Origin of the sequence: Enterobacter cloacae complex sp. FDA-CDC-AR_0164, assembly GCF_003071645.1 — a bacterium.
GTDB classification, from domain to species: domain Bacteria; phylum Pseudomonadota; class Gammaproteobacteria; order Enterobacterales; family Enterobacteriaceae; genus Enterobacter; species Enterobacter ludwigii.
Map to the genome: position 1 here is coordinate 4,024,323 of NZ_CP028950.1, position 26,786 is coordinate 4,051,108.

Here is a 26,786-nt window from a genome sequence, read left to right on the forward strand (position 1 = left end):
TGAAGATGATTTCTCTGGAGATGTTATGAGTCAGCAGGATGCCGCTAAAGAGCAGGCCAACACCCGTAAAAATGTCCGTATCGTTTCGGTTTTCACCGCGGCGGCAATCGGTATTGTCGGCGTACTGGTGATCCTCTACGCCTGGCAGCTACCCCCGTTCACCCGCCACTCGCAGTTTACTGATAATGCCTACGTGCGCGGACAGACGACCTTTATCAGCCCGCAGGTTAACGGCTATATCACTGAGGTGAAGGTGCAGGATTTCGACCGGGTCAAAAAGGGCGAGCTGCTGCTGCAGATTGATGACCGTATCTACCGCCAGCGGGTGCATCAGGCCGAGGCACAGCTGGCGATGAAGATTGCCGCCCTGAACAACAACCTGCAACAGCGCAAAAGCGCCGAAGCGGTGATCGCCAAAAACGCAGCGGCTCTGAAAAATGCCCGCGCCCAGAGTCTTAAATCTCAGGCGGATTTGAAACGCGTAAAGGACCTGACGGCGGATGGTTCACTGTCTATCCGTGAGCGCGACGCCGCGCTGGCAAGCGCAGCCCAGGGCAGCGCCGACATTGACCAGGCGAAAGCCACGCTGGAAATGTCGCGCCAGGATCTGCAAACGGTGATCGTCAATCGCGGCGCGCTGGAGGCGGATGTAGAAAACGCCAAAGCGGCGCTGGAGCTGGCGCAAATTGACCTGCAAAACACGCGCATTGTGGCGCCACGCGACGGCCAGCTTGGTCAGATCGCCGTTCGTCTGGGGGCTTACGTTACCGCCGGAACCCACCTCACCACCCTCGTGCCGCCTCAGCACTGGGTCATCGCCAATATTAAAGAGACGCAGCTGGCGGAGCTTCGGGTGGGTCAGCCGGTGAAATTCACCGTCGATGCATTAAATGATAAGGCCTATCAGGGCCGCGTGGAGAGCATCTCTCCGGCAACCGGCGTTGAGTTCAGCGCCATCACGCCGGATAACGCCACGGGTAACTTTGTCAAAATTGCCCAGCGTATTCCGGTGCGAATTGAAGTATTGGGTGACCAGGAAGCCTATCAGCTTCTGCGTCCGGGCATGTCGGTGCAGGTGACCATTGATACGCGGGAGGCGAAGCAATGACCCTTCGCCCGATAGCCGTTCTGATGATGATGACCGTGCTGGCCGGTTGCCAGTCGGTCGACGTGAAACCGGCGCAGCCGTCGCTGCACATCCCCACGCAATGGCGAGCAACAGCAGGCCCGGCAAGCCCTGCAGAACAGCTCTGGTGGCGTAATTTCCACGACAATAATCTGAACCGCTATGTGGACCTGGCGCTTAAGAACAACAGCGACGTGCTGATTGCCCGCGAACGGATTAACGAGTATCAGGCGCGGGTCTACGCGGCCGACGGCAGCCTGTTTCCGTCGCTGGATGCTGGCGTCACGGGCACCCGCGCGCGGACACAATCTGCTGCCACCGGTCTGCCGATCTACAGCAGCCTGTATAAAGGCAGCCTCACCGCCAGCTATGATGTCGATATCTGGGGCGTAAACCGCAGCACCGCGAATGCGGCTGAAGCCTCGCTGGACGCGCAGAAAGCCGCGGCGGCGGCGGCAGATCTTACCGTGGCATCCTCGGTCGCCTCCGGCTATATCACCCTGCTGTCCCTCGATGAACAGCTTCGCGTCACCCGCTCCACGCTGAAGTCCCGGGAAGAGGCATTCACTCTCGCTAAACGCCAGTTTGAAACGGGCTACAGTTCACGCCTGGAGCTGATGCAGTCCGACTCCGAACTGCGCTCCACGCGGGCGCAGGTTCCCCTGCTGCAGCATCAGATTGCACAGCAGGAGAATGCCCTGAGCCTGCTGCTGGGGAGCAACCCGGGCGAGGTCGCGCGCAGTGAAAGCTTCGCGGCCCTGACGCCCCTGACATTGCCCTCGCAACTGCCCTCCTCGCTGCTTAATCGCCGTCCGGATATTGTGCAGGCTGAAAAGCAACTGGTTGCGGCTGATGCCTCGCTGGCTGCCTCACGCGCCAGCCTGCTGCCGTCGATCAACCTGACTGCAACCGGATCGATACAGGAACGCACGCTTTCCGGCTTACTCGACAACCCGCTGCAGCTCTGGAGCGTCGGCGGCAGCATTCTTGCTCCGCTGCTCAACCGCCAGGCGCTGAACGCACAGGTGGATATTTCGCAGTCCCAGCGCAACCAGGCGCTTTACAGTTATGAAAAAACCGTCCGTAACGCCTTTGCCGAGGTCAATAACAGTCTTGATGCCATCACGCGCTATCAGGAACAACTGACGGAGCTGCTTGCCCAACAAGATGTGGCGCAAGAGACGCTGCGCATAGCGCAAAACCGCTATCGCAACGGCTATTCGTCGTACCTGGATGTGCTGGATGCCCAGCGCACGCTGTTCTCGGTACAAACCAGCGTCGTGCAGGTCAAAAATAACCTGCTGCTGGCGCAGGTTGATTTGTACACAGCACTGGGCGGAGGCTGGAGCAACGCGTGACCTGATACCCCACAGGCCCTCTCCGGCATGGAGGGGGCGAAAACCGGATCGCAGCACAACCCGGTGTTTGCCACTCAGGAGTCAATCTATGCAACAACAGTGGTCTGCAGTCGATAATTACATGATCTCCTCACTCATTCCCGAGGATGATATCCTCCAGCGGGTGCTGGAAAACAACCAGCGAGCTGGTTTACCCGAACACGATGTCGCGCCAAATCAAGGGCAGTTGCTGGCGCTTTTTGTCCGCATGACGCAGGCACGGCGGATCCTTGAAATCGGCACGCTGGGCGCCTACAGCACTATCTGGATGGCGCGTGCGCTGCCACCTGACGGGAAGTTGATCACCCTCGAAGCGGACCCCATCCATGCCCGCGTTGCACGGCAGAATATCCAGCTGGCGGGGCTCAGCGATCGGATTGAGCTCATTGAAGGCCCGGCCCTGCACTCTCTTGAACACGTCGGTGATGTTCCACCGTTCGACCTGATCTTTATCGATGCCGATAAGCCAAACAATCCGGGGTATCTGGAGTGGGCACTGTACTACTCACGCCCGGGAACGCTGATCGTCGGGGATAATGTGGTCCGGGACGGCGAAGTGATTAACGCGCAAAGCGACGATGCCCGCGTACAGGGCGTCAGACGATTTATTGAGATGATCGGGGATAACCCGCGCCTGACGGCGACCGCGCTACAAACGGTGGGCAGTAAAGGATGGGATGGCTTTACCCTGGCCGTGGTGAATCGCTAAACGCAGATGCCCTCTCTCACAGAGAGAGGGCGAACACCCGACGTTACGCCGAAATCTGCTCCATTGCCTGCAAAATACGTTTATCCGAAATGGGATACGGCGTACCGAGCTGCTGGGCAAAGAAGCTGACGCGCAGCTCTTCGATCATCCAGCGGATCGCCTGCACGTCTTCATCGTCACGGCGCGCCGGCGGCAATTTGTTGAGCCACTGCTGCCATGCCTTCTGCACGCTTTCCACTTTCAGCATCTGCGCGCGGTCACGATGCGGATCGATAGCCATTTTCTCCAGACGTTTTTCGATCGCCTGCAGATAACGCAACGTATCGCCAAGGCGCTTGAAGCCGTTGCCGGTAACGAATCCACGGTACACTAACCCGGCCATCTGCGCTTTCACGTCCGACAGCCCCAGCGCCATGGTCATATCCACGCGCCCTTTCAGGCGTTTGTTGATATTGAACACGGTGGTGAGGATCTGCTCGACCTGTTTCGCAATGTCGACCACGGTGTCGTTCAGTTCTGCCCTGACTTTCTCATGCAGTACCGCAAACTCCGCTTCTGACCAGACCGGACCGCCCGCCTCGTGGATAAGCTTGTCTACGCCACAGGAGATGCAGTCGTCAATCAGATCCAGCACTTTACCGTACGGGTTAAAGTAGAGGCCAAGCTTGGCTTTGTTCGGTAACTTCTCGTGCAGATATTTAATCGGTGACGGAATATTAAGCAGCAGCAAACGACGCAGACCACGCCACATCATCTGCTGTTGTTCCTGTGGATTATCAAAGAGTTTGATGGCCACGCTGTCACGCTCATCTACCAGTGCAGGCCAGGCCTTCACCCTGTAGTTGCCGCGTTTTTGCTCGTAGCTTTCCGGAAGCGCGCCAAAGCTCCAGATGTGCAATCCGCTCTGCTCGATACCGTCATCAGCCACCGCAGAAAGCGTCTCCTGGACTTTACCTTTCAGCGCCTCTTTCATTTCGGTCAGCGATCGGCCTTCCTGCAGCTTTTTGTTTTTGTCGTCCACCACGCGGAAGCTGATTTTCAGGTGATCGGGCACCTGATCCCAGTGCCAGTCGTCGCGGTCGACGGTTACGCCCGTCATGCGCCTGAGCTCACGCTCCAGCGAATCCAGCAGCGGCAACTCCAGCGGCGTTACGCGGCCTAAAAACGCTTCGGCATAGTTTGGCGCAGGCACAAAGTTACGACGCACCGGTTTTGGCAGCGATTTGATCAGCGCAATCACCAGCTCGCGACGCAGCCCTGGAATTTGCCACTCGAATCCGCTCTCTTCGACCTGGTTTAACAGCGGCAGCGGAATGTGTACGGTGACGCCATCCGCATCCGCGCCCGGCTCAAACTGATAGGTCAGGCGCAGCTTGAGAGAGCCCTGATGCCAGAAGTTCGGGTAATCGAGTTTGCTGACCGACTCCGCTCCCTCTTTGATCAACATGCTCTTTTCAAAGTTGAGCAGGTCCGGGGTCTCTTTGCTGGCCTTCTTCCACCAGCTGTCGAAGTGGCGGGCAGAAATCACATCGTGGCTGATACGCTGGTCGTAAAACTCAAACAGCGCCTCGTCGTCGACCAGAATGTCGCGGCGACGGGATTTATGCTCAAGCTCTTCCACTTCGGCACGCAGTTTAAGGTTTTCACGGAAGAACGCATGACGCGTCTGCCAGTCGCCCTCCACCAGCGCGTGACGAATAAACAACTCGCGGCACAACGCGGGATCTATCTGGCTGTAGTTAACCTTGCGCGCGCCAACCACCGGCAAACCGTAAACGGTCACTTTTTCGGTCGCCATCACCGCGCCCTGCGCGCGCTCCCAGTGCGGTTCACTGTATGAGCGTTTCAGCAAATGCTGGGCAACAGGTTCAACCCATTCGGGATCAATGCGCGCCGCAATGCGGCCCCACAGGCGGCTGGTTTCCACCAGTTCGGCCACCATGGTCCATTTAGGCGGTTTCTTGAATAAACCGGACCCCGGGAAGATGGAGAAACGGGCGTTACGCGCCCCGGTATACTCCTGCTTGTCGGCATCCTTCATCCCGATATGGGAGAGCAGACCGGTCAGCAACGCAATGTGAATTTCGCGGTACTCCGCCGGTTCACTGTTAACCGGAATGCCCAGCTCTTTCACCACCTGACGCAGCTGCGTGTAGATATCCTGCCACTCGCGCACGCGCAGATAATTGAGGAAATCGACGCGGCACTGGCGGCGGAACTGGTTCGACGACAGCGCTTTCTGCTGCTCGCCGAGGTAGTTCCACAGGTTCACAAAGGCGAGGAAGTCGGACTCTTTATCGTGGAACCGACGGTGTTTTTCATCAGACGCCTGCTGCTTGTCCATCGGACGCTCGCGCGGATCCTGAATCGAGAGCGCGGAGGTAATGATCATTGCTTCACGCACACAGCCGTGTTTCTGTGCTTCCAGCACCATGCGCGCCAGACGCGGGTCAACCGGCAGCTGGCTGAGCTGACGACCCAGCGGCGTCAGTTTGTAGGCGCTAGCCTGCTCGTCGGTGGTGATGGCACCCAGCTCTTCCAGCAGGCGCACGCCGTCCTGAATGTTGCGCTTGTCCGGCGCTTCGACAAACGGGAACGCGGCGATGTCGCCAAGCCCTAGCGCGGTCATCTGCAGGATGACCGACGCCAGGTTGGTGCGCAGAATTTCCGGGTCAGTAAACTCCGGTCGCGACAGGAAATCGTCCTCGGAATAGAGGCGAATACAGATCCCTTCCGACACACGGCCGCAGCGCCCTTTACGCTGATTAGCGGAAGCCTGAGAAACCGGCTCAATTGGCAGGCGCTGCACTTTGGTGCGGTAGCTGTAGCGGCTGATACGCGCCGTACCCGGGTCAATCACATATTTGATGCCCGGCACGGTAAGCGAGGTTTCCGCCACGTTGGTGGCCAGCACAATACGACGTCCGCTGTGCGACTGGAACACGCGGTTTTGTTCGCTGTTTGACAGGCGCGCATACAGCGGCAGAATTTCGGTATGGCGAAGATCGCGCTTGCTGAGGGCGTCAGCGGTAACGCGAATTTCCCGTTCGCCGCTCAGGAAAATCAGAATGTCGCCCGCGCTTTCATTTCCCAGCTCGTCGACGGCATCAAAGATGGCCTGCAGCTGGTCGCGCTCGGTATCGTCCGCGTCTTCCACTATCGGGCGATAGCGCACCTCCACCGGATACGTTCGGCCAGAGACCTCGATAATCGGCGCATTGTTGAAATGCTTTGAGAAACGCTCCGGATCGATGGTGGCGGAGGTGATGATAATTTTCAGGTCCGGGCGACGCGGTAACAGTTCTTTCAGATACCCGAGCAGGAAGTCGATATTCAGGCTGCGTTCGTGCGCTTCATCGATAATGATCGTGTCGTACTGCATCAGCAGACGATCCTGCTGGATTTCCGCCAGCAGAATACCGTCAGTCATCAGTTTGACCATGGTGTTATCGCTAACGTGGTCGCTGAATCGCACCTTATACCCAATGCAGCCACCGGGCTGCGTTTGCAGCTCTTCGGCAATACGGTTCGCCACGGTACGCGCCGCCAGACGACGCGGCTGGGTGTGACCAATCAGCCCTTTCACTCCACGCCCCAGCTCCATACAAATTTTCGGCAGCTGAGTGGTTTTCCCTGAACCGGTTTCCCCTGCAACAATCACCACCTGGTGGTCGCGCACGGCGTCAAGAATGTCCTGTTTTTTCTGACTGACCGGCAGGTTTTCCGGGTAGGTAATCTCCGGACGTGCGGCTTCGCGCAGCACGACTTTCCCTGCCGCCTGTTCAATCTCTTTCGCCATCTCCTGATAAATGGCCTGTTGTGCATCAGGATTTTTAACCTTCTTCACCCCGTGCAGACGGCGGGCAAACCGCTGTTTATCACGCAGCATCAGTGAATCAAGCTGTTGCAGGAGCATCGGGAAGGTTAATTTTTGTTGTTCTGTCATAGCGTTAACGGGCAGTGCACTGCCGGGTAAAATCTCTTTTTAATGATTGCTATAGAGTATCACATTGGCGCTTTGAGTGCCTTATTCAAAAAATTCGAACATAGACTTCGATATATTGCGCTATCCCTGCGACAGGATTGTGAATAGAGTGTCAACAAGCAACGGGGCAACCCCCTTCAATCAAATGCAAAAACAGGAATCACCCATGAGCAAAGTATTAGTATTGAAATCCAGTATTCTGGCAGGGTACTCACAGTCTGGTCAGCTCTCTGACTACTTCGTTGAACAGTGGCGTGAACAGCATTCTGCTGATGAAATCACCGTGCGTGACCTGGCTGCAAACCCGATTCCTGTGCTGGATGGCGAACTGGTTGGCGCGCTGCGTCCAGGCGACGCTCCCCTGACGCCACGTCAGCAGGAAGCCCTGGCCCTCTCTGACGAGCTGATTGCTGAACTGCAGGCGCACGACGTTATCGTGATCAACGCGCCAATGTACAACTTCAACATCCCTACTCAGCTGAAGAACTACTTCGACCTGGTTGCCCGTGCCGGCGTAACCTTCCGTTACACTGAAAACGGCCCTGAAGGTCTGGTGAAAGGTAAGCGTGCGATTGTACTGACCAGCCGTGGTGGTATTCACAAAGACACCCCAACTGACCTGGTTGCACCGTACCTGACTCTGTTCCTGGGCTTCATCGGTATTACCGACGTGAATTTCGTGTTTGCTGAAGGTATTGCCTACGGCCCGGAAGTTGCGACCAAAGCGCAGACCGACGCGAAAGCCGCTATCGACAGCCTCGTAGCCGCTTAATCATCCCCCTCTCACCGCCTGGTGGGAGGGTTTCTTTCTGTCCCCGCCGCTAAAAATTCGCTATCATCCGCACCCACTCTTCTGTCGGGCCGTCTGATGTCTGCGATTATAGATTCTTTTATTGCCCCACCGTGTCACGACGAGATCGAGATCCTCTGGCAGGACGAACATCTGGTCCTGATTAATAAGCCTTCCGGTCTGCTCAGCCTTTCAGGCAAAAATCCGCAAAATCGCGATTCAGTGCATTATCGACTGGTACAGACGTTTCCCGGCTGCACGCTGGTGCATCGTCTGGATTTCGGTACATCCGGGCTGATGGTGATTGCGCGCAATAAAGCGATTAACGCCGCTCTCTGTCACCAGTTCAGCCAGCGCGCCGTGCGAAAGGTATACAGCGCCCTGCTTTGCGGGCATGTGGAAAACGACGAGGGAGTGATTGATGCCCCGATTGCTAAAGATCCGGCGCTGTTCCCGCTGATGTCGATTTGTGCGATTACCGGCAAGCCCGCACGCTCACGCTATCAGGTGATGGACCGGTTTTATGATGCAGCACTGCCGTTGACGCGGGTCAGACTGACCCCGGAGACCGGGCGAACCCACCAGCTGCGTATTCACTGCCAGCAGTTGGGCTACCCTATTTTAGGCTGCGATCTGTATGGTGGTCTTGCACTGCCGGGCACCGAACCGATACCGCGGCTGATGCTGCACGCCAGCGAGCTGGATTTTGTGCATCCGGTGAGCGCAGAGGCAATTAACGCCCGTCACGCCGCACCGTTTTAAGCGCTGCTTACCACATCAAATCGTCAGGAATTTTGAAATCTGCGTACGGATCGTCTTCATCCTGCTCTTCCTGACTCAGGGCGCTGTTTAACACGATACTCTCGGCATCGCGCTGGGCGATTTTATCGGCCACCACTGCCGGGATAATCGCATAGTCGCAGTCGCCATTGGCATTAATCACCAGACGCGCAATCGCCAGGCGGCCATTGATCAGCTGGGCCTGCGTCTGCTTGTCGACCTCGATTTTTTTGATGAGATTGCCGTCGGTAAAGTTAAAGGCGATGGTGCCTCTGGTCACGGTGATGCGGTTCATTTCGATCAGCTGCTTGACCTGCGCTTTAAACTCTTTCGCCAGCGTCGCCTGCTTCTGCTGCTCGCTCAGCTGCTTGTCACGCTCGAGCTGCGCTTTTTTATTCTCTTCTACTGCTTCCCTTGCTTCACGGGCCTGAACGCGCGATTTCTTGGCCGTGCGCTGAACTTTAGCCATCTTCTTGCTGCTGACTAAGCCTGCTTTCAGCATCTGCTCTTGTAGGGTGAGTTTTGTCATGATCGTTTCTAAACCGTATTGAAATTTTGGGGATTATACCTGGAAAGGCGCTGTTCATGAAGATAGCTCATGTTGCAGTGAAATTAAGTCACTTCCCCTCCGTCACGGGCTCAGGCATAAATTATGCATTGGTAACTTCTTAGCAACAAGAACTTAGGATGTATAACGACGATGAGTAATGCTTTTACATTTAGCCTTAAGCGTAGTTGCTTTGATGAAAATTATAACCCTTCAGAAAATACGCGTACCACCACCAACTTCGCCAACCTGGCCCGTGGCGAAAAACGCCAGCAAAACCTGCGTAATACGCTGGTGATGATGAATAACCGTTTTAACGCGTTAGCGCGCTGGGACAACCCAAAAGCCGATCGCTATGCGCTCGAACTGGACATTATTTCTGTGGATTTGCATATCGGCGCTGAGAAGCCCTTCCCGGCTATCGAAATATTGCAGACAACGATCGTTGATAAAAAGACCCATGAGCGCATCGACGGTATCGTTGGAAATAATTTCTCGTCCTATGTCCGCGATTATGATTTCAGCGTCTTGCTGCCGGAGCACAATAAAAATCAGTCCCGCTTCGCTATCCCGGATAATTTTGGTGAGCTGCACGGCACTATTTTCCGGCATTTCGTTAACTCACCTGAATACAAAGAGAACTTCAAAAAGGCACCGGTGATCTGCCTGAGCGTCTCCAGCAAAGACACCTACCGCCGCACGGGCAACCAGCACCCGGTGCTGGGCATCGAGTATCGTCCGGACGGTACATCCTTAACCGAGCAGTACTTCGGGAAAATGGGTCTGCAGGTTCGTTACTTTATGCCTGAGAATAGCGCAGCGCCGTTTGCGTTTTATTTCACCGGCGATTTATTACGGGATTACACCAACCTGGAGTTGATTAGCACCATCAGCACCATGGAGACTTTCCAGAAAATTTATCGTCCTGAAATTTACAATGCGAACTCAACCGCCGGAGAATGCTACCAGCCCGATCTGAATCATGAGGATCATTCATTAACAAAAATTGTTTATGACCGCGAAGAACGCAGCCGGCTGGCAATTGAACAGGGCAAATTTACGGAAGCGTATTTCATCAAGCCCTATAAACCTCTTCTTGAGCAGTGGTCAGGTCACAACACGCTTTAATTAATCGATAATAAAGGTCTTCTACTATGAAAACATTGCTCCCGACTTCAACGGCTGGCAGTTTGCCTAAGCCAACCTGGCTTGCGCAACCCGAAACGCTCTGGTCGCCATGGAAATTGCAGGATCAGGAATTACTTGCCGGTAAACAGGATGCGCTGCGTTTATCTCTGGATGAGCAGATCCGTGCGGGCATTGATATTGTCAGCGACGGGGAACAGACTCGTCAGCACTTCGTCACCACCTTTATTGAACATCTCAGCGGCGTTGATTTTGAGAACCGCCAGACCGTGCGAATTCGTAACCGCTATGACGCGAGCGTGCCGACCGTGGTGGATGCCGTCGCGCGTCAAAAACCGGTGTTCGTTGATGATGCAAAGTATTTACGCCAGCTCACGGATAAACCGATCAAGTGGGCTCTGCCCGGCCCGATGACCATGATCGACACCCTCTATGACGCTCACTATAAAAGCCGCGAAAAGCTGGCCTGGGAATTTGCCAAAATTCTCAATCAGGAAGCGAGAGAGTTAGAAGCGGCGGGCGTTGATATCATCCAGTTTGATGAACCGGCCTTTAACGTGTTTTTTGATGAGGTGAACGACTGGGGTATTGCCGCGCTGGAACGTGCCATCGAAGGTTTGCGCTGCCAGACCGCGGTCCATATCTGCTACGGGTATGGCATCAAAGCCAATACCGACTGGAAAAAAACGCTCGGTTCAGAATGGCGGCAGTATGAAGAAGCCTTTCCTAAGCTGCAGACGTCCAATATCGACATCATCTCGCTGGAGTGCCACAACTCCCGCGTACCGATGGACCTGCTGGAACTGATCCGCGGCAAAAAGGTGATGGTGGGTGCCATTGACGTGGCGACCAATACCATTGAGACGCCAGAGGAAGTGGCCGATACGCTGCGTAAAGCGCTGCAGTTTGTCGATGCCGACAAGCTGTGGCCATCAACAAACTGCGGGATGGCCCCGCTCTCACGTCAGGTTGCCAACGGAAAGCTCAACGCCCTGAGCGCCGGCGCCGACATTATCCGTAAAGAACTCGGCGCGTAATCGCTACGTCTGCCAGTAAGGCGGGGTGCCGAAAAGCGCCACGTAATGATCAATCACCGCCCTGACGTTCAGGGGCGGGTGACGGGCGTGAGGATAGATCGCCGCAATGTTCAGCGGCTCGGTATTTATGGCGCACTCCCATTCCACGAGGAGTGCGACCAGTTCCCCCTTCTGCAGTCTGTCGCCAATCAACCAGTCCGGAAACAGCACGATCCCCATCCCGCCCAGCGCGGCAATGAGCAGCGACTCCGCATTATTGGAGGTCATCAGCGGCACCACGGGGTAATGCACCCAGGCTTCCCCCTGACCTCGCACCAGCCAGCGATTGGGACCTGACGACCCGCGGTAGACCAGGCACTGGTGACGACTGAGGTCATCCGGCCCGTCTGGCACACCGTGTTTTCGCAAATAGTCCGGCGACGCGGCCAGATGGTAACGCTGCTGGCCAAAAACCCGCGCGTGAAAGGTTGAATCCGTCAGCATGCCGATGCGAAAGATAACGTCGGCGGCATCTTTGTGCGGGTCGATAAAGTCATCGGTCAGCGTCAGCTCTATATTCAGCCGGGGATACCGCGCCGCCAGTGCAGGCAGACCCGGGGCAACGTGTCGCTGCCCAAAGTACACCGGGCCATTAATGCGCAGCGTGCCGGAAGGCTCCGTCGAACGCTCATCCAGCTCCCGACGCGCCTCCTCCAGGCTTTCCACCATCGCTCTGGCGTAGCGGATAAAAAGGTGGCCGCTTTCCGTTGGGATCACCGCCCGGGTATTACGATAGAAAAGCTGCTGGCCGAGCGCGTCCTCAAGCTGATGGATAACGCGTGAAACCTGCGAGGCAGACATCCCCTCCCGCCGGGCGACCACAGAAAAGTTTTGCGCTTCGTAAACCGCAATAAAAACCCGCAGCGAGCGGATATTCATATTTCCGGCATCAACCATTAGTGCATTTCCTGCAAAGGTGTTTCCTGCATTATGGCATTTTTCTCATCGATGTTCAGGGCTAGTCTGTTTCGCCTTCAGAACGTAGAGATAATGAATATGCAATGGATGTTAATTTTACTGGTTATTCTCGGCGGCATGGGCCTCTCCGTAGAGGCTGGCTTGCTGGGGCCACTGGGTGGGGAAGTCGGCGATTTATGGGCCACGTTCAGTATTTTCGGTACAGGTGCCGCGCTGACGTTTCTGCTGATGCTGTTTTTCAGCCCGCGTAACAGCCCGTCGTTTTTCGCGCAGCCCGCATGGCAACTGCTCGGCGGCGTGCTCGGGCCCGTTTACGTCGTCATTTTGACCCTCGCCACGCCAGCCATCGGCATTGCCCTGACGATGATTGGCATTCTGGCAGGTCAGGTCTTTAAGAGTCTTATCATTGACCACTTTGGGTTGCTGGGCACCACGCCCAGAAAGATTAACGGTAAACGCATCATCGCGCTGCTTTTCATCATTGCCGCGCTGGTTCTGGTTGCACAGGGGTAACAAAATGACACTGATTATGATTATGTTGGCAGTGTGTGGCGGTGCGACGCTGAGCATCCAGGCCGCCATCAACGGACAGCTGGGAAGCAGCGTGGGCGTCTTTAAAAGCGCGTTTCTGACGTTTTCCGTTGGTGCGCTGGTCACCGCCCTGCTGATCTTCTTCTTTGAACCCAAACAGGCCGTTACCCTGATGGACGTGCCCAAATGGCAGCTGCTCGGTGCCCTGTTCGGCGTGCCCTACATTGTGATAATGGTACTGGCGGTACAACGTATCGGTACCGCCGTTGCCACGGTCGCGGTGATCTTCGGCCAGCTCACCATGAGCATGTTGATTGACAGCTTTGGCTGGCTGGGTAACGCCGTCATTCCGTTTTCGCTGAGCCGTCTCGGGGCCATCGTCTGCCTGGCCATTGCGCTGATCTTCATCTACCTCAGCAGCAAAACCCCCGCCGAACCGGTGCCCGGGAGCGAGTAACGTCACGCCTTGCGGGTAAAGAACAGCGTCACCGTGGCGACGGTGACGCCCAGTTTCTTCAGCTCTGTTTTATTGAACAGATGGGTTTCATCCTGCAGGTACATCCAGTCGTCAAAGTGCAGCAGCCAGGTGCTGCCATTGGCTTTCACCTGCATGCTGTAATGCCAGTTGAAGGCGTTTCCCGCCGCCTGCCCGGTCGCCACCCCTTCGATATCCCCTGCCGTGCCTTCGTAGCGATCGCCCCCTATCCGCCGGATATGCCATACCCGCTGCTGCTTTTCGCCGTCGTCATAGACGAAATGTTCATTGAGCGTCAGCGTATCGCCGATAACGTCCCCGGCAATCTCAACGTGAAACCGGCGCAACTGTTTACCGCTGCGATCCTGCACCATGCCCCACGCTTCGGTTTTCCCCTGAAAATAGTGGAAGATATCCAGCTTCGGCTGCTGCTGACGGTATTCCGTCACCTCTGTACTGCAGCCGGCCAGCAGCATCGTTACCGCCAGCGCGATGACCAGAATACGTTTCATTGTTGCCCTCCTGTCAGCTGCTGACGCAGCGCGGGATATTGCGTGCGGGGACTGAGCCAGATTGCCAGAAAGCGCGTGCTGAACGCGGCGGACTGACGTGGTCCCAGTGGAATAAAGTCTTTCTGCGTCGCCGAAGCACGGTACCAGAACTGCCCCTGCCTGTCGGTGACCACAAACGCCAGCTGGCTGCCCGGCCCAACATCGGGCCAGAGCGACTGGAGCATACGCAGCCAGGCTTCGCTTTGGGGCTCCTGCTCGAGAATCCCCTGCGCCTGCCACTGATCGCGCGTTGCCTCAACCAGGTCATCACGGTCGATTTCACGCGCGTAAGTGATAATCAACGCCCGATCCCCGTTCTCCCCGCTGTAACGCCCCTCCGGCGTGCGAAGCTGTGAGGTATAGACGGTGAACGGCCCCCAGGTCAGCGTGGCGTCACCGACCTTGCGCCAGGTCAGCCAGTCGGCAGCCTGAGCCACGGGGGACAGGATTATCAGGCAGAGAAGCAGTGTCGCAGCTCTCATTTTTGTCTCCCCACCAGCAGATGGAAAAACAGCATCAATACCAGCCAGCCCGGTGCCATCCAGCTGATGACAATAAAGGTCGGCTCCAGAAAAGTAATGGCGCCAAGCCGTTCGCCAATCAGATAGGCGACAGGCCCGCCCACGGTTGCCAGCAGGGTCAGCAGCCAGCCGGGTAATGTTGTTGTGCGCGTCAGCTGAGTCCAGACGGTGGCGAACATCAGCCACAGTGCCACCATCCACAGCGGCATCAGTGACTCACCCGTAAACGCAAGCAGGCCCGTCAACGCCCAGAGCGCATCCAGCAGGCTCCCTGCCGCGGCCAGCGCAATGGCGTAAAGTCGGTACGCGGACGGCAACAGCAGGCAGGCCACGACCGCCAGCACGATCCAGATAATCAGGCCCTGCTCGCGAAAGAGCACCACCAGCGCCCAGTAAAAATCGAACGCGATAGCCAGCAGAAAGACCTGCAAATAATGTTTCATACGCGCTCGGCGGTCAGCTGCACCACGCTGATGGTGCGGGCGTTAAACCCGGCTTCGCAGTAGCCGAGGTAGTACAGCCACATCCGACGAAACCGCTCATCGAACCCAAGCTTTTCAATCTCCTGCCATGCATGCACGAAGCGCTGGCGCCAGAGAGCCAGCGTGCGGGCATAGTCGGGCCCCATATCAAAGAGATTGCGCATCACGAAATCGGTGTGGCGCGTCATAAGCTCATTCATGGCGGTGATGCTTGGTAAAAAACCGCCGGGAAAAATGTAGCGCTGGATAAAATCGACGCTTTTGCTGTAGTCGCGATAGCGCTGGTCCTGAATGGTGATGGCCTGTATTGCCATACGACCTCCCGGTCGCAGCCTGGCCTGACAGGTGCGGAAGAAGGTTGGCAGATAGCGCTGCCCCACGGCCTCAATCATCTCTATCGAGACCAGCTTGTCGTACTCTCCGGTGAGGTCGCGGTAATCGCACAGCAGTACCTCAACGCGATCCTGCAACCCGGCGCGGACAATCCGTTCTTTCGCCCAGAGATATTGCTCCTGCGACAGCGTCGTGGTGGTCACCCGACAGCCATAATGACGGGCGGCATATTCCGCCATCGCGCCCCAGCCGGTGCCAATTTCCAGCAGGTGATCATTGGCGTTCAGCGCCAGTTGATCGCACAGGCGAGCCATTTTGGCCTGTTGAGCCGCCGTGAGATCCTGCTCATCTGCGGTGAACAGCGCACTGGAGTAAAGCAACTCGTTGTCCAGAAAATGGGCATAGAAGGTGTTACCCAGATCGTAATGCGCGGCAATATTTTCGCGGGCCTGGGCGCGTGAGTTTCGCCTCGTCCAGTGGCGAAGCCGTTCAAGCGGCCTGCTGAACAGACGAAATCCCTTTTCCAGCCGGCCAAGCACTTGCCCGTTAAGCGCCAGGATCTCAAGCAATGGCGTGAGCTGTGTGGTTTCCCATTCGCCATCCATCCAGGCCTCAGCGGCGGCGAGGCTGCCCCCCGTTAAGACACGCCAGTACACGCCCGGGCTCCGGATCTGAACGTCCGCATGCAGCGCAGCGGATGTCTCGCCGAAATGGAACGTCTGCGCACCCTCACGCAGGGTCAGCGAGCCGCCGCGGATACCGCTTAACAGACGAAACAGCAGCCAGCGCGCGATGCGGACGTTGCGCGGAATATCGGGTTCAAGCGCAAAGACGGGATCGGTCATGAGCGTTCACTCCTGCTGACGGGATGGTTATACAGCGGCACGCGCTTGAGCCACAGCCGCAGCGCCTGCCAGTAAATAGCGAAAACGGTTTTGAGGGTCATCAGTGGAATGCGCAGCAGCAGCGACCGCAGTGCCGCCCGGGTAAGCGGCTCCCGGCGTAGCGCCAGCGTGGCGTCAAACACCTTCGCTTCCTGATGGTTTTCAATGTGCATATGCAACGAGTCGTCAGGCGGGTTAAAGCGCCAGTGGTAAACCATGTCCATCGGGTTAAAAGGGGAAACATGAAACGCTTTTTCTGTGGGACGCGCATCCTGCCCATTCACCGCGTAGTAATGACGCTCATTCCACGGGGTATTGCGAACTTCCGCCAGCACCCAGCGCAGCGTCTCCGCCCGGTCATAGCAGTAGTAAAAGTTGACCGGATTAAAATGGAATCCGAAGTAGCGCAGCTGCGTCAGGAGCATAACCCGCCCCTGCGGCCGTTCTCCGGTCAGGCTTTCAAGCCTGGTGAGGACGTTCTCTTTAAGCGGCGTGCCCAGCGGATAATCCGCATCATGGAACGAAGCGGCGGCAACACGATTGCGACGGACCCCGACCGCGGGCAACGTCTCCAGCTCATCGAGATCGAGCCAGGCCATAAAGACGCTGTAGCGGAACTGGTGCGCTTTCGGCCGGAAGCGACGATGGCGTAAGACACCGTGATAGAGGCAGCTGTTCATTTCAGTTCCCCTCCCCGGCGGCTATCGCATTCACCACGTCCAGCGCACTGCGCACGCCATCTTCATGAAAGCCGTTGTACCAGTAAGCGCCGCAGAACCAGCTACGCTGGTGGCCGTTAATCTCACCGCGACGCGCCTGTGCACGCCAGCTTTTGGGGTTAAACAGCGGGTGTTCATAGACAAAGCGTTTCAGAACGAAGCGTTCATCCACGGGGATGTCCGGATTAAGGGTGACGCAGAACAGCGGGCTACCCGCAGGCAACCCCTGCAAAATATTCATGTTGTAGGTGACGCAGGCGCTGGCCTGATCCTGCTGGCTCAGACGGTAGTTCCAGCTCGCCCAGGCACGCTGACGTACCGGTAGCCAGCGCGGATCGCTGTGAAGCACCACCTCATTACGCTGCCAGCTGATATCGCCCAGCACGACCTGCTCAGCCGCGCTCGGCGCGTCAAGCATCGCCAGCGCCTGCCCGGAGTGACAGGCAAAAATCACCTGATCAACGCTGTGGCTCGCGTTGTCGAGCTGGATCGTTACCCCATTCTGCTGACGAATCACCCGCTGCACCGGGGCGTTGAGGTGCAGCGTCAGGCGGTCACCGAGTTTATCCAGCATGGCGCGGATGTATTCCCGCGAACCTCCGGGCACGACGAACCACTGCGGACGATGCGTCACATCCAGCAGGCCGTGATTGTCAAAGAAACGCAAAAAGAGCGGCAACGGAAAACGTTTCATCTCCTGCAACGACGATGACCAGATGGCCGCCCCCATCGGCAGAATGTAGTGACGTGCGAAAAACGGCGTAAAGCGGTACCTGTCCAGAAACGTCTGCAGCGTCGCGTGCGGGTCTGGCTCGCTCTCCAGCGCCTGTTTCGCCAGGCGATTAAAGCGGACAATCTCTCCGAGCAGCCGCCAGAACGACGGGTTCACCAGGTTTCGACGCTGAGCAAATAACGAGGTCAGGGTGTGTCCGTTGTACTCCAGCCCGGTTTGCGGGTTATGCACCGAAAAGCTCATCTGCGTCTTTTGGCCACTGATACCCAGCTCGCTCAGCAGGCCCATAAATCGTGGGTAGGTACGGTCGTTGTAGACGATAAAACCGGTATCGATGGCGAAAGTGCCCTGTGGCGTCGGCACGTCAACCGTCGCGGTATGCCCGCCGGGAGTGGCCCCCGCTTCGAACAGCGTCACCTCATGATGACCGGCAAGACGCCAGGCACAGGTCAACCCGGCGATGCCGCTGCCGATAATGGCAATCTTCATGAACGCACCATCCTGCGCAGCAGTGTGCGCTGAAGAAACGCGGGAAGCCCTGAGAGCAACCGCAAGATAAGGCCAAATCCCACAGGAAACGCAATTTGCATTTTCCCTTTCGCCAGCCCGGTCCGAATGGCCTGCACGGCCTCCTCAACGCTCACCCTGCCCGGCATGGCAAAGTCATTTTTTCGCGTCAGCGGCGTATCAACGAAGCCCGGAAATACCACCGTCACGGCGATCCCTTTCGGCTCCCAGTCGAGCCGCAGACTGTCGGCAAACCAGCTCAGCGCCGCTTTGGACGCGCCGTAAGCCTCTGCGCGCGGGAACGTCAGCCAGTGCGCCATGGAGCTGACCAGCACCACGCGGTTGCCTGAAACCAGCTGCGGCTGTAACGCGGCCAGACAGTTCACCGGCCCGAGGAAATTGGTGGTCATCACCCGCTCTACCAGCGCTGCATCCACCACGCCCTGCTCAAGGTATTCGCAGGTACCGGCGCAGAGAATAACCAGGTCGGCATAGCAGCCCGTCAGCGCCTGGCGACAGGCGTCCCTGTCTGTCATATCGAACAGGCGAACCGTGATAGTGGGGCTGTGCTGATGCAGGGCGTCCAGACGCGCCGGATCGCGCCCGCAGGCGATAACCGTGTGGCCGTCAGCAGCGAAGGATTTCGCCAGCCCGGCGCCGATGCCCGAACTTGCTCCGGTAATCAGAATCGTGCTCATGCGTTCACCCTCCGCTTCACGCCGCGCACTGCCCAACCGAGCAGCGGAAGGTGTTCGTAGATCATCTCTCCGGCGTCGTAATAGTCACGCTGGCGAGTAATCAACCCATGTTCGGTCTCCACCACCGAACATCCCGGCAGGTCGAGCGGCTCGCCTCCGGCAATGCGCGGATGTGACCAGTGCATAATCCACGTGACAACGAAACGGCGGTCACCAAACAGCGGAGGATCAATGGTAAAACGGCAATTTTCAACATTGGCCAGCAGATGGGTGAAATAGCGCTGGAGCGCGAAAATCCCGTCATGCTCGCCGAACGGATCGATAAGCGTGGCATCCGAATGATAAAGCCCGACCAGCGCTGAGGGCGGCTGGCTATCCAGTGCGGTGTAGTACTCAACAAACCGACTCACGACAGAGGGCAAAGTGCTCATGGGTCACATCCTGGCGGTAAACAACGTGGCGTAATCGCATAATTAAAACTTACACAATTAACGTTATTTGTCCAAGTTTGTGTAAAACTATTTTTTATTTATATTGTTTTTCAAATAGTTACACCTTGCTCGTCGATACTTTTTTCAGCACCTTTTCTGACACACCTGTTTCCCGTTTTGCTTTTCAGTTTTACCTTAAGGCGAATTTCCCCTTCTTCTTCCAGACTTATCCTTTTTAATCATAAGGATGAGGAAACCCCGCGATGAAACGTTTCTTTCTGTCACTTTTCTCCAGTCCGGAATCATTGCTCCAGGTGATGAGCCAGCAGGAAATTATCGAAGCCGTGGAGGATGGCGATCGCATCATCATCGACCAGGACGGGAACGCCTCGGTGAACTACAAGAGCAACGAGGTGCGACAGGATTTCCTGCGTCATGTTAACGCGCTGAAGAGGGCCTGATATGGGAACGGCTATCTTTATGGTGCTGATGGTCTGTGGGTACTGGTACACCAGCCGTGACCTGTCGACCCGTTTTAAAATCAAGCGATCTTTCGGCTGGGATGTCTATTTTCTCGTTGCCCTGTATGGCTGTATCTTCGTTCTGCAAGGGGTGATCGCCACGGGGCTGCTCTGGCTGTTGCTCTATGCACTTTCTGCCGCCGACAACACCTTCCACTTCACCGCGCAAACCTATGCCGACTGGCAAATAGATTTTATGAACTGGAGCTTTTTAGGTATTCAGGCACCGGTTGTCGTCATGCTGGCCTTCGCCATCCTGTTTTGTCTTTATCGTTCTAACTGGGCAGGCAGCGCCAGGCTGGACGGAGAAGGCAGGAAGAAGCTCTACAAACGTCTCGCGCAGTCGAGCGGTATCGAACAACTGCTGTATCAGTGTATGGAGCAAGGGGAGCTGGCGCAGGTGACGCTGCGTTCGAGACGGATTTATGTCGGCATGATCCACACCGCAACGCTCGAGTATGAAAAAACCGCCAATATCGTGCTGATCCCCATGCTAAGCGGCTATCGCGATGAGAAGACAATGCGGATCTGCATCGAAAATAATTACAGCAAATGGTATGCCCGCCACGACATTACTCTGGATTCAGAACCCGGAAGCGCGATGGACTTCAGAAAGGTGATCATGCTAAATCAGATCGAGAGTATTTCCCTGTTTGATCCGGCCAGTGCCAGCTCGCTGGCGCTGGCGGAACGGGCAGAAGATGATGACTAAAGGCAGGAGCCTGGCATTCACTGCCAGGCTCAGCGCCAGCCCCTCCATGCTAAGCGTATTTCGTCGGCGGCCGATCGTGCCCCGGGTCAGGCGGCGTTTTCTGTTAGCCGTTCTACTCCCTTTTTCAATGAGCTTATGACCTCATCCGCTGCGATCCCCATTTGCGCATGAATAATCGCACCGTCGAACAGCATCATAATTTCATTAACGGTTTTCTCATCGGTTATGCCGGTCAGGGACGCTATTTTTGCCTTTGTTTCGGTTTTATGATTGCGGCAAATATCTTTTATTTCGCGTTCATTTTCTTCAGATTTTGCTTCTGCGCTGGCATTAATAAAGGCGCACCCATGGAATAACGGCGAAATAAACCATTCATACAGCGTGTCAGATAATGCACTGGCCAGGGTTTTACCCGCAGCAAGATGTCGACGCAGCGTGCTTTCAAACCAGTCAATCCATATTTCGTGTCGATAGTGGAGATAGGCAACAATCAGTAAACTTTTTCCCGGAAAATGGCGATAAAACGTCACTTTAGTGACTTTAGCCTGCTTGATAATGGTATCCACGCCCGTTGCTTTAAATCCGCTGGAATAAAACAGATCGTGCGCGGTCAGCAAGATTTTTTCCCTCACACTGATTGTTTTATCGTTATTCAAGTTGACTGTATTCACAGATCGACGGCCTCAATTGACAGGTTGACAGCGTTATTTTTCAGGCCTAGATTAACACCAGTAGACAGACCTGTCTACCTAATACCAACCAGAGGTAGCCGAAATGAACACACGCCCCCCTTTACCGCCTTTTACGCGTGAAAGTGCCATCGAAAAAGTCAGACTGGCAGAAGATGGCTGGAACAGTCGCGACCCGGCCAAAATCGCACTTGCCTATTCGCTCGATACCCAGTGGCGAAATCGCGCGGAGTTTGCCACTAACCGTCAGGAAGCACAGGCATTCCTGGAGCGCAAATGGAAAAAAGAGCTGGATTATCGTCTGATCAAAGAGCTGTGGGCATTTACGGAAAACCGTATCGCCGTGCGCTATGCCTATGAATGGCATGATGATTCGGGCAACTGGTATCGGTCTTACGGTAATGAAAACTGGGAATTCGAGCCGGATGGTCTGATGAAGCGCCGCTTCGCCTGCATCAACGATATGCCGATAAAAGCGTCTGAGCGCCTGTTTCACTGGCCGCTGGGCAGACGTCCTGATGACCACCCTTCACTGAGCGACCTGGGGCTGTAGGTTTCGTCAGGATCATGCTTCGCCATTACGAGGGGTTATACGCTCCGGGTAACCTTTCGGTTACCCGGGCGGGCTTATCTTTTACACCATGAAAAAGAGGCAGACTATTATTTAAATCACACCCAACTGTTTCATCAGCGTCAGGTTATCTTCAATATGCCAGTTGGACACTATTTTACCGTTGCCGATCTCATAGATATCCGTCGCGATAAAATCCACGTTCTGACCCTGCCCTTTTATTTTGCCAAATGTCCCGCTGAAATGACCGTGGAAATGCAAATGGGACACGACACGATTACCCGTAACGATCATTTGTTCCACCTCGCAGCGTAAATCCGGCACCGCGGTGCGAAATGCCCTCGAGGCCATAATGGCGCCCTCTGGCCCCTGTTTTCGGCCTTCCGGTGGGGTTTTATCCACAAAATTAACCGCCAGCGCTTCCCGCGCCAGAGACTCTTTGCCGGTATCCCAGAACGTGGCATACGTAACGGCCGCATGTTCGCTCGCCGTTAATTGCGTTTGCGACAGCGTGTTATCCACAATAAGAAGATTCAGTTTCACCCAGTCGCTCTGGGCCGAATAAGCCACGCCGGATACGCCAGCCAGAATTAACGCCAGCACAGCTGGACGTGCATATGTTGAATATTGCATAAACGCTTACAACCTGTGATTAAGTTTCCGCCAGCATGTTCACTGCCGGAATCAATTCGGATCAACACGGGGTCAGTTAAGTAATGCCCCGCCCTCAATATCAATCACCGAGCCCGTAACAAAGGCATTATCGATGGCAAAGAGATAGCCCTGAGCAACGTCTTCCGCTCGTCCCCACGCTTTAGCGGGCAACGTCTGTGCTGCAACAGTCAGCATTTTTTCCCGCGCAGCCGCATCCATCCCGGCGTGGGCTTCGGTATCGGTCAGACCCGGGCTGATGACGTTTACGCGACGCGGTGAAAGCTCTTTTGCCAGCACTTTTGTTGCCGCCTCGATGGCGGCGTTCATGGTGGTTTTGACTATGGCACCGGCTACCACGCGGCGTGCAACAAATCCGCTGGTCAGCGTCAGCGTACCGCGGGGCGAAATATTCCCGCTCAGATACCTGGCGACATGCATGCTGCCCCAAAATTTGGTATCAAAAGCCAGTCTCGCCGCGCCAGGGTCGAGGGTGGAAAGCGGCCCTCCCGGTGCCTGAGAGCCGGCCGTGACAATAATATTGTCGACCTCACCCAGCGTTTCGCTTAACGCGATCACCTCTGCTTCATTGCTAATATCGAGGACGAGGGTCTCAACAGAGGCGGGAGATGGACTGAGCCGCGCGCGGGCAGCGTTCAGTTTCTCTTTATTGCGTCCCGCGAGAATAATGGCGTCGCCGCGTGCTGCCAGGGCACGGGCTACAGCAAAACCAATACCGGACGCGCCGCCAATAATTAACGTTTTACGGGTCATCATTTTTCCTCACTCAGGTTGTAGGTGGGATAATCGGTATACCCCACCGCTGTACCACCAAAGAGCGTGGCGGGATCGCTGACGTCATTCAGCGGCCAGTGGTGCGCCAGCCGCTGTGGTAAATCGGGGTTGGCAATAAACGGGCGTCCAAACGCAATCAAATCGGCATACCCTGCTGCGAGGATTTTTTCCGCCTTTTCGGGGGTATAATTTCCTGCCACGATCAGGGTGCCACGGAATGTTTCGCGCAGTTTTTTGCGGAAACTTTCCGGAACCTGTGGCGCATCATCCCAGTCGGCTTCCGCCAGGTGAATAAACGCAATGCCTCGTTGCTGGCACCAGGCCCCGAGGGCGAGAATGGCTTCGATGACCTGCGGATCGTTCATTCCCCGTTGTGTAATAAACGGCGAAAGCCGGATACCGGTGCGCTCAGCGCCAATGGCCTGCGCAATGGCATCGAGCACCTCCTGTGCGAAGCGGATCCGGTTCACGAGACTGCCGCCATACTCATCCGTACGGATGTTTGACGTGGATCTCAGGAACTGATCAATCAGATAGCCGTTTCCGCCGTGCACCTCCACGCCATCAAACCCGGCCTGAACGGCATTGAGCGCCGCCTGTCGGTACTGTTCGACGACGCGCGCGATCTCTTTTCGCGACAGCACGCGTGGCGTCGGGCAGTCAACCATTTGACCTTCGCCATGTTCATTCACCACCCATACTTTCGCATCGGGTGCCAGCGCGGAGGGCGCGACGGGCAGTCCGTCTTCGTGAAAACGGGCATGAGACATCCGCCCCACGTGCCAGAGCTGGGAAAAAATTACCCCTCCCGCCTGATGGACCGCGCCGGTAGTGAGTTGCCACCCCGCAACCTGCTCTGGCGTATGGATCCCCGGAGTCCATGAATAGCCCTGGCCCTGAGGCGAAATCTGCGTGGCTTCGGTGATGATTAAGCCCGCGCTGGCCCGCTGTCGGTAATATTCAGCCATCAGCGTCGAGGGAATATTTCCCGGCTGAAGAGCGCGGGCACGGGTCATTGGTGCCATGACGATGCGATTTTTCAGGTTGAGATCCCCTAACCTGTAGCGTTCAAAAAGTGAGGTCTGGTTCATCTGGACGTCCCTTGTGGTTACGATGAAATCACTTTACAGGCGGCATCTTATTTTGATAATTACACTAAAATCAGATGCACTTTTCGGAAAATATGAATAATGGGTAAACTCGAAGATATGGCGCTGCTGGTTGAAGTGGCCGAGGCTGGCGGGCTTTCCGCCGCTGGCCGCCGCCTGTCACTTTCCCCGGCCACCATGACCGCCCGCCTCAAGGCGATTGAAGAACGCTACCAGACGCGCCTGTTTCACCGTTCCACGCGGGCTATCTCCCTCACCCGGGCGGGCGAAGAGTTTTACCATGCTGCACTGCGCGTGCTGGAAGAGATGCATCATGCCGAGTCGTTACTGGCACAAAAAGAGGGCGTGCTCAGCGGTAACATTCGTCTTTCCGCCCCCTCTGACTTTGGCAGGCAGTATCTCAGCCCCGCCGTCATGGCATTTTCCCGCCTGCATCCGGAAATCAAATTTTTCGTTTACTTAAGAGAACACGTAGAGGATCTGGTCGCTAACCGGCTGGATATGAGCATTCGCTTCGGCAACCTGCCGGACAGCAGCCTGGTGGTCAGAAATATCCGTCCCAATCACCGGGTGCTGGTCGCGTCAGCAGCGTATCTTAACGACCAGGGTATCCCTGCCTCCTGTGACGCGCTGACGGACCACCGCTGTCTGGCGCTGGAGTCGCAAGGGGTGGTGATGAATGAATGGCGGTTTGAGGTTGAGGGGAAAGAGCGCGTCGTTCGCGTAGAGCCTGCCATGGTCTGTGATGACGGAGCGCTGCTTCGTCAGTGGGCCCTCGACGGGGCTGGCATTGTGGGCAAATCGTGGTGGGACGTGAAGGACGATGTCGAGAAAGGAAGGCTGAAAGTGTTGCTTGCCGGGAGCTTCACCGGCTTTAGCCGGTTTGATCGCAAAGATGTCGGGCTACAGTTTGTCTACCCGCAACGGAAACTCCAGCCGCTTCAGGTCACCGCATTTAGCCAGTTTTTTATCGACTGGCTTAAAAAGACTGAAGGCGGTGAGCTGATGACGTCGTGAAGCCGCCGGTTGCGTTAAACGGTCCGCGTCGGCCGATTAAAATACATCAACACACGGCTGACCGACTTTATGAAGGGCATCGGTCAAGCGGGTCCGAAGTTCATTCAGCGCCGCTTCTTTCTCCGCCAGTTGCGCCAGTTTGCGCCGCAAAGCGGCCTGTTTTTCCTCCGCGGTAAAGCGGTCATCAACCCAGACCGCCAGAACATCGGCGATTTCAGCCAGGGTAAACCCCAGCATTTTGGCATGCCCGATCAGCTTCAGCCGTTGTAAATCCACAGCCGAGTAGACTTTGTAGTTATTACTGCCGTTTGGCTGCGGAATTTTTTCCAGCAAGCCCGCCCTTTCATAATAACGCACCGTCTCTTTCGATAACCCAGTTCTGGCACACAGCTCGCCGATCCTCATCGCGTCGTTCTCACCTTGTAAAAATCACGCTTGACCGTGTACCTGAGTACACGGTTTATCCTGTGCCGCACAGACAGGGAAAACGGGATTTATGTTATGAATTCTTTTGATTATACAGGAAAAACAGCACTGGTTACCGGTGCATCCTCGGGCATAGGACGGGAGTTCGCCCGCCAGCTCGCGGCCCGTGGCGTGGGGTTGATCCTGGTTGCCCGCTCCGAGGCAACGCTGCAGGCGCTTGCGGCTGAGCTACACAAAACGCACGGCGTATCACTCACCGTTATCGTGCAGGACTTAACGCTGCCTGAGGCCATTACCCACATTGTGGAACGGCTGGAAGCGTTACGGCTTTATCCCGATATTTTGATTAATAGCGCGGGATTTGCCACCTACGGGCGATTTGAAAAGCTATCTCTGGCGCGCCAGCGTGAAGAGATCAACGTCAACTGCGTCGCCCCCGTGGCACTCGCGCACGCCCTGCTGCCCGCCATGCTGCGTAAAGGTTCAGGCGTGATGATTAACGTGGCCTCAACCGCTGCCATGCAACCGGATCCGTATATGGCAATTTATGGGGCAACAAAGGCATTTTTACTCTCCTTTTCGAACGCGCTGTGGGGAGAATACCGCGCCCACGGCATCCGCGTGCTGGCGCTTTGCCCCGGCGCAACGGATACCGCCTTTTTTGAGGTGGTGAATGCCGAGGAAGCGTCAGTGGGCAAAAGAATGCCAGCGCAGAACGTGGTCGCGCTGGCGTTACGGGCCGTGGATACGCAACGCAACACGCTGATCCCCGGCTGCGGTAACTGGCTGCTGGGCCAGTTACACCGGTTTGTCACCCGCCGACGTCTGGCGATCATTGCTGAAAAAGTATTACGACCTAAGCCTGCCGGTCAGGGGACGCGCTCAGACGCATAATCCCGTTCAGGCCAAAGCGTGACGTTTCAGTGCCGCGCAATTGCACTGAAACGCGCGCAACC

At 56.1% G+C, this 26,786-nt stretch carries 30 protein-coding genes; 14 read left to right on the plus strand and 16 right to left on the minus strand.

Translation table 11 applies throughout. The features are described from left to right. Positions 1 to 25 precede the first annotated feature (25 nt). From AM410_RS19805 to AM410_RS19815, 3 genes are all read left to right on the plus strand, one after another. On the plus strand, positions 26 to 1,108 hold the full coding sequence (locus AM410_RS19805) for an HlyD family secretion protein (protein ID WP_108648309.1): 1,083 nt from the start codon (positions 26 to 28) through the stop codon (positions 1,106 to 1,108). Beyond that, positions 1,105 to 2,484 (plus strand): efflux transporter outer membrane subunit, encoded by a 1,380-nt coding sequence (locus tag AM410_RS19810; RefSeq protein ID WP_108648312.1) that lies wholly within the window; start codon positions 1,105 to 1,107, stop codon positions 2,482 to 2,484. The genes AM410_RS19805 and AM410_RS19810 overlap by 4 nt, the downstream gene beginning before the upstream one ends. Positions 2,485 to 2,572: 88 nt before the next feature. Continuing rightward, complete coding sequence (locus tag AM410_RS19815; protein ID WP_047744616.1) at positions 2,573 to 3,232, plus strand: O-methyltransferase; 660 nt, start codon at positions 2,573 to 2,575, stop codon at positions 3,230 to 3,232. A 43-nt stretch (positions 3,233 to 3,275) separates the two neighbouring features. Here AM410_RS19815 and hrpA read toward each other — a convergent pair whose 3' ends face one another. Next, positions 3,276 to 7,178, minus strand: a complete 3,903-nt coding sequence (gene hrpA, locus AM410_RS19820; protein WP_108648314.1) for an ATP-dependent RNA helicase HrpA — start codon at positions 7,176 to 7,178, stop codon at positions 3,276 to 3,278. Between the two features lie 205 nt (positions 7,179 to 7,383). On the opposite strand from hrpA, the gene azoR reads away from it, so the two are divergent. Both azoR and AM410_RS19830 read left to right on the plus strand, forming a co-directional pair. Continuing rightward, positions 7,384 to 7,989, plus strand: a complete 606-nt coding sequence (gene azoR, locus AM410_RS19825; RefSeq protein WP_025204253.1) for an FMN-dependent NADH-azoreductase — start codon at positions 7,384 to 7,386, stop codon at positions 7,987 to 7,989. Between the two features lie 96 nt (positions 7,990 to 8,085). Further along, on the plus strand, positions 8,086 to 8,769 hold the full coding sequence (locus AM410_RS19830; protein WP_108648316.1) for an RluA family pseudouridine synthase: 684 nt from the start codon (positions 8,086 to 8,088) through the stop codon (positions 8,767 to 8,769). A gap of 7 nt (positions 8,770 to 8,776) precedes the next feature. Here the strand turns inward: AM410_RS19830 and AM410_RS19835 are convergent, their stop codons facing one another. Further along, positions 8,777 to 9,316, minus strand: coding sequence for a DUF2058 domain-containing protein (locus tag AM410_RS19835; protein ID WP_014169968.1), 540 nt, complete (start codon positions 9,314 to 9,316; stop codon positions 8,777 to 8,779). 171 nt (positions 9,317 to 9,487) lie between these two features. Here AM410_RS19835 and AM410_RS19840 point away from each other — a divergent pair, with 171 nt between their 5' ends. Together AM410_RS19840 and AM410_RS19845 are read left to right on the plus strand one after the other, a co-directional pair. Continuing rightward, complete coding sequence (locus AM410_RS19840) at positions 9,488 to 10,462, plus strand: DUF1852 domain-containing protein (RefSeq protein ID WP_014169967.1); 975 nt, start codon at positions 9,488 to 9,490, stop codon at positions 10,460 to 10,462. A gap of 26 nt (positions 10,463 to 10,488) precedes the next feature. After that, a complete protein-coding gene (locus AM410_RS19845; RefSeq protein ID WP_025204256.1) occupies positions 10,489 to 11,517 on the plus strand; it encodes a methionine synthase in 1,029 nt (342 codons plus the stop codon). A gap of 3 nt (positions 11,518 to 11,520) precedes the next feature. Here the strand turns inward: AM410_RS19845 and AM410_RS19850 are convergent, their stop codons facing one another. After that, on the minus strand, positions 11,521 to 12,453 hold the full coding sequence (locus AM410_RS19850) for a LysR family transcriptional regulator (RefSeq protein ID WP_108648318.1): 933 nt from the start codon (positions 12,451 to 12,453) through the stop codon (positions 11,521 to 11,523). Between the two features lie 99 nt (positions 12,454 to 12,552). On the opposite strand from AM410_RS19850, the gene AM410_RS19855 reads away from it, so the two are divergent. Together AM410_RS19855 and AM410_RS19860 are read left to right on the plus strand one after the other, a co-directional pair. Beyond that, complete coding sequence (locus AM410_RS19855) at positions 12,553 to 12,987, plus strand: DMT family transporter (protein ID WP_079232001.1); 435 nt, start codon at positions 12,553 to 12,555, stop codon at positions 12,985 to 12,987. A gap of 4 nt (positions 12,988 to 12,991) precedes the next feature. After that, positions 12,992 to 13,462, plus strand: a complete 471-nt coding sequence (locus AM410_RS19860; RefSeq protein WP_047955572.1) for a DMT family transporter — start codon at positions 12,992 to 12,994, stop codon at positions 13,460 to 13,462. Between the two features lie 2 nt (positions 13,463 to 13,464). Here the strand turns inward: AM410_RS19860 and AM410_RS19865 are convergent, their stop codons facing one another. From AM410_RS19865 to AM410_RS19900, 8 genes are read right to left on the minus strand one after another with little or no spacing between them, the layout of a single operon-like run. Then, positions 13,465 to 13,992, minus strand: a complete 528-nt coding sequence (locus AM410_RS19865; RefSeq protein ID WP_108648321.1) for a DUF3833 domain-containing protein — start codon at positions 13,990 to 13,992, stop codon at positions 13,465 to 13,467. Further along, positions 13,989 to 14,513, minus strand: a complete 525-nt coding sequence (locus tag AM410_RS19870; protein WP_108648322.1) for a hypothetical protein — start codon at positions 14,511 to 14,513, stop codon at positions 13,989 to 13,991. The genes AM410_RS19865 and AM410_RS19870 overlap by 4 nt, the downstream gene beginning before the upstream one ends. Next, positions 14,510 to 14,995 carry a DUF2878 domain-containing protein gene (locus tag AM410_RS19875; RefSeq protein ID WP_020884221.1) on the minus strand — a complete coding sequence of 162 codons (486 nt, stop codon included), beginning with the start codon at positions 14,993 to 14,995 and terminating at the stop codon, positions 14,510 to 14,512. Before AM410_RS19875 ends, AM410_RS19870 begins: the two co-directional genes overlap by 4 nt. Beyond that, the gene (locus AM410_RS19880; RefSeq protein WP_108648324.1) at positions 14,992 to 16,212 is read right to left on the minus strand and encodes an SAM-dependent methyltransferase; all 1,221 of its coding nucleotides are present in this window, start codon (positions 16,210 to 16,212) and stop codon (positions 14,992 to 14,994) included. Before AM410_RS19880 ends, AM410_RS19875 begins: the two co-directional genes overlap by 4 nt. Further along, complete coding sequence (locus AM410_RS19885; protein WP_014169958.1) at positions 16,209 to 16,931, minus strand: DUF1365 domain-containing protein; 723 nt, start codon at positions 16,929 to 16,931, stop codon at positions 16,209 to 16,211. Before AM410_RS19885 ends, AM410_RS19880 begins: the two co-directional genes overlap by 4 nt. A gap of 1 nt (position 16,932) precedes the next feature. After that, entirely contained in the window at positions 16,933 to 18,192 is a 1,260-nt protein-coding gene (locus AM410_RS19890) for an NAD(P)/FAD-dependent oxidoreductase (protein WP_108648327.1), read from the minus strand. Then, positions 18,189 to 18,908: an SDR family NAD(P)-dependent oxidoreductase gene (locus AM410_RS19895; protein ID WP_108648329.1), complete on the minus strand. Its 720-nt coding sequence runs from the start codon at positions 18,906 to 18,908 to the stop codon at positions 18,189 to 18,191. Before AM410_RS19895 ends, AM410_RS19890 begins: the two co-directional genes overlap by 4 nt. Continuing rightward, positions 18,905 to 19,339 (minus strand): nuclear transport factor 2 family protein, encoded by a 435-nt coding sequence (locus AM410_RS19900; RefSeq protein ID WP_014169955.1) that lies wholly within the window; start codon positions 19,337 to 19,339, stop codon positions 18,905 to 18,907. The genes AM410_RS19895 and AM410_RS19900 overlap by 4 nt, the downstream gene beginning before the upstream one ends. 263 nt (positions 19,340 to 19,602) lie before the next feature. Between AM410_RS19900 and AM410_RS19905 the strand changes: the two genes are divergently transcribed. Both AM410_RS19905 and AM410_RS19910 read left to right on the plus strand, forming a co-directional pair. Then, the gene (locus AM410_RS19905) at positions 19,603 to 19,800 is read left to right on the plus strand and encodes a hypothetical protein (RefSeq protein ID WP_008502331.1); all 198 of its coding nucleotides are present in this window, start codon (positions 19,603 to 19,605) and stop codon (positions 19,798 to 19,800) included. A gap of 1 nt (position 19,801) precedes the next feature. Beyond that, a complete protein-coding gene (locus AM410_RS19910; RefSeq protein WP_014169953.1) occupies positions 19,802 to 20,572 on the plus strand; it encodes a hypothetical protein in 771 nt (256 codons plus the stop codon). Positions 20,573 to 20,658: 86 nt separating this feature from the next. Here the strand turns inward: AM410_RS19910 and AM410_RS19915 are convergent, their stop codons facing one another. Then, the gene (locus AM410_RS19915; RefSeq protein ID WP_108648331.1) at positions 20,659 to 21,243 is read right to left on the minus strand and encodes a TetR/AcrR family transcriptional regulator; all 585 of its coding nucleotides are present in this window, start codon (positions 21,241 to 21,243) and stop codon (positions 20,659 to 20,661) included. A gap of 103 nt (positions 21,244 to 21,346) precedes the next feature. On the opposite strand from AM410_RS19915, the gene AM410_RS19920 reads away from it, so the two are divergent. After that, positions 21,347 to 21,814 carry a nuclear transport factor 2 family protein gene (locus tag AM410_RS19920; RefSeq protein ID WP_014169951.1) on the plus strand — a complete coding sequence of 156 codons (468 nt, stop codon included), beginning with the start codon at positions 21,347 to 21,349 and terminating at the stop codon, positions 21,812 to 21,814. Positions 21,815 to 21,925: 111 nt separating this feature from the next. On the opposite strand, the gene AM410_RS19925 is transcribed toward AM410_RS19920, so the two are convergent. The 3 genes from AM410_RS19925 to AM410_RS19935 all read right to left on the minus strand — a co-directional run bounded on the left by AM410_RS19925 (position 21,926) and on the right by AM410_RS19935 (position 24,369). After that, positions 21,926 to 22,465, minus strand: coding sequence for an ester cyclase (locus tag AM410_RS19925; protein WP_108648333.1), 540 nt, complete (start codon positions 22,463 to 22,465; stop codon positions 21,926 to 21,928). Positions 22,466 to 22,537: 72 nt separating this feature from the next. Continuing rightward, positions 22,538 to 23,260 (minus strand): SDR family oxidoreductase, encoded by a 723-nt coding sequence (locus AM410_RS19930; RefSeq protein WP_175556440.1) that lies wholly within the window; start codon positions 23,258 to 23,260, stop codon positions 22,538 to 22,540. Next, entirely contained in the window at positions 23,257 to 24,369 is a 1,113-nt protein-coding gene (locus tag AM410_RS19935) for an alkene reductase (RefSeq protein WP_073396712.1), read from the minus strand. Before AM410_RS19935 ends, AM410_RS19930 begins: the two co-directional genes overlap by 4 nt. Positions 24,370 to 24,468: 99 nt before the next feature. On the opposite strand from AM410_RS19935, the gene AM410_RS19940 reads away from it, so the two are divergent. After that, positions 24,469 to 25,404, plus strand: coding sequence for a LysR family transcriptional regulator (locus AM410_RS19940; protein ID WP_073396710.1), 936 nt, complete (start codon positions 24,469 to 24,471; stop codon positions 25,402 to 25,404). Positions 25,405 to 25,440: 36 nt separating this feature from the next. Here AM410_RS19940 and AM410_RS19945 read toward each other — a convergent pair whose 3' ends face one another. After that, positions 25,441 to 25,809, minus strand: a complete 369-nt coding sequence (locus tag AM410_RS19945) for a MerR family transcriptional regulator (protein WP_020884230.1) — start codon at positions 25,807 to 25,809, stop codon at positions 25,441 to 25,443. 96 nt (positions 25,810 to 25,905) lie between these two features. Here AM410_RS19945 and AM410_RS19950 point away from each other — a divergent pair, with 96 nt between their 5' ends. After that, complete coding sequence (locus AM410_RS19950) at positions 25,906 to 26,724, plus strand: SDR family NAD(P)-dependent oxidoreductase (RefSeq protein WP_032681083.1); 819 nt, start codon at positions 25,906 to 25,908, stop codon at positions 26,722 to 26,724. Positions 26,725 to 26,786 lie beyond the last annotated feature (62 nt).

What these genes read in the sequence shown, in the direction of transcription:
- AM410_RS19805 (WP_108648309.1), top strand. Translation starts at nt 26, where the DNA reads ATGAGTCAGCAGGATGCCGCTAAAGAGCAGGCCAACACCCGTAAAAAT.
- AM410_RS19810 (WP_108648312.1), top strand. Translation starts at nt 1,105, where the DNA reads ATGACCCTTCGCCCGATAGCCGTTCTGATGATGATGACCGTGCTGGCC.
- AM410_RS19815 (WP_047744616.1), top strand. Translation starts at nt 2,573, where the DNA reads ATGCAACAACAGTGGTCTGCAGTCGATAATTACATGATCTCCTCACTC.
- hrpA (WP_108648314.1), bottom strand. Translation starts at nt 7,178, where the DNA reads ATGACAGAACAACAAAAATTAACCTTCCCGATGCTCCTGCAACAGCTT.
- azoR (WP_025204253.1), top strand. Translation starts at nt 7,384, where the DNA reads ATGAGCAAAGTATTAGTATTGAAATCCAGTATTCTGGCAGGGTACTCA.
- AM410_RS19830 (WP_108648316.1), top strand. Translation starts at nt 8,086, where the DNA reads ATGTCTGCGATTATAGATTCTTTTATTGCCCCACCGTGTCACGACGAG.
- AM410_RS19835 (WP_014169968.1), bottom strand. Translation starts at nt 9,316, where the DNA reads ATGACAAAACTCACCCTACAAGAGCAGATGCTGAAAGCAGGCTTAGTC.
- AM410_RS19840 (WP_014169967.1), top strand. Translation starts at nt 9,488, where the DNA reads ATGAGTAATGCTTTTACATTTAGCCTTAAGCGTAGTTGCTTTGATGAA.
- AM410_RS19845 (WP_025204256.1), top strand. Translation starts at nt 10,489, where the DNA reads ATGAAAACATTGCTCCCGACTTCAACGGCTGGCAGTTTGCCTAAGCCA.
- AM410_RS19850 (WP_108648318.1), bottom strand. Translation starts at nt 12,453, where the DNA reads ATGGTTGATGCCGGAAATATGAATATCCGCTCGCTGCGGGTTTTTATT.
- AM410_RS19855 (WP_079232001.1), top strand. Translation starts at nt 12,553, where the DNA reads ATGCAATGGATGTTAATTTTACTGGTTATTCTCGGCGGCATGGGCCTC.
- AM410_RS19860 (WP_047955572.1), top strand. Translation starts at nt 12,992, where the DNA reads ATGACACTGATTATGATTATGTTGGCAGTGTGTGGCGGTGCGACGCTG.
- AM410_RS19865 (WP_108648321.1), bottom strand. Translation starts at nt 13,992, where the DNA reads ATGAAACGTATTCTGGTCATCGCGCTGGCGGTAACGATGCTGCTGGCC.
- AM410_RS19870 (WP_108648322.1), bottom strand. Translation starts at nt 14,513, where the DNA reads ATGAGAGCTGCGACACTGCTTCTCTGCCTGATAATCCTGTCCCCCGTG.
- AM410_RS19875 (WP_020884221.1), bottom strand. Translation starts at nt 14,995, where the DNA reads ATGAAACATTATTTGCAGGTCTTTCTGCTGGCTATCGCGTTCGATTTT.
- AM410_RS19880 (WP_108648324.1), bottom strand. Translation starts at nt 16,212, where the DNA reads ATGACCGATCCCGTCTTTGCGCTTGAACCCGATATTCCGCGCAACGTC.
- AM410_RS19885 (WP_014169958.1), bottom strand. Translation starts at nt 16,931, where the DNA reads ATGAACAGCTGCCTCTATCACGGTGTCTTACGCCATCGTCGCTTCCGG.
- AM410_RS19890 (WP_108648327.1), bottom strand. Translation starts at nt 18,192, where the DNA reads ATGAAGATTGCCATTATCGGCAGCGGCATCGCCGGGTTGACCTGTGCC.
- AM410_RS19895 (WP_108648329.1), bottom strand. Translation starts at nt 18,908, where the DNA reads ATGAGCACGATTCTGATTACCGGAGCAAGTTCGGGCATCGGCGCCGGG.
- AM410_RS19900 (WP_014169955.1), bottom strand. Translation starts at nt 19,339, where the DNA reads ATGAGCACTTTGCCCTCTGTCGTGAGTCGGTTTGTTGAGTACTACACC.
- AM410_RS19905 (WP_008502331.1), top strand. Translation starts at nt 19,603, where the DNA reads ATGAAACGTTTCTTTCTGTCACTTTTCTCCAGTCCGGAATCATTGCTC.
- AM410_RS19910 (WP_014169953.1), top strand. Translation starts at nt 19,802, where the DNA reads ATGGGAACGGCTATCTTTATGGTGCTGATGGTCTGTGGGTACTGGTAC.
- AM410_RS19920 (WP_014169951.1), top strand. Translation starts at nt 21,347, where the DNA reads ATGAACACACGCCCCCCTTTACCGCCTTTTACGCGTGAAAGTGCCATC.
- AM410_RS19925 (WP_108648333.1), bottom strand. Translation starts at nt 22,465, where the DNA reads ATGCAATATTCAACATATGCACGTCCAGCTGTGCTGGCGTTAATTCTG.
- AM410_RS19930 (WP_175556440.1), bottom strand. Translation starts at nt 23,260, where the DNA reads ATGATGACCCGTAAAACGTTAATTATTGGCGGCGCGTCCGGTATTGGT.
- AM410_RS19935 (WP_073396712.1), bottom strand. Translation starts at nt 24,369, where the DNA reads ATGAACCAGACCTCACTTTTTGAACGCTACAGGTTAGGGGATCTCAAC.
- AM410_RS19940 (WP_073396710.1), top strand. Translation starts at nt 24,469, where the DNA reads ATGGGTAAACTCGAAGATATGGCGCTGCTGGTTGAAGTGGCCGAGGCT.
- AM410_RS19945 (WP_020884230.1), bottom strand. Translation starts at nt 25,809, where the DNA reads ATGAGGATCGGCGAGCTGTGTGCCAGAACTGGGTTATCGAAAGAGACG.
- AM410_RS19950 (WP_032681083.1), top strand. Translation starts at nt 25,906, where the DNA reads ATGAATTCTTTTGATTATACAGGAAAAACAGCACTGGTTACCGGTGCA.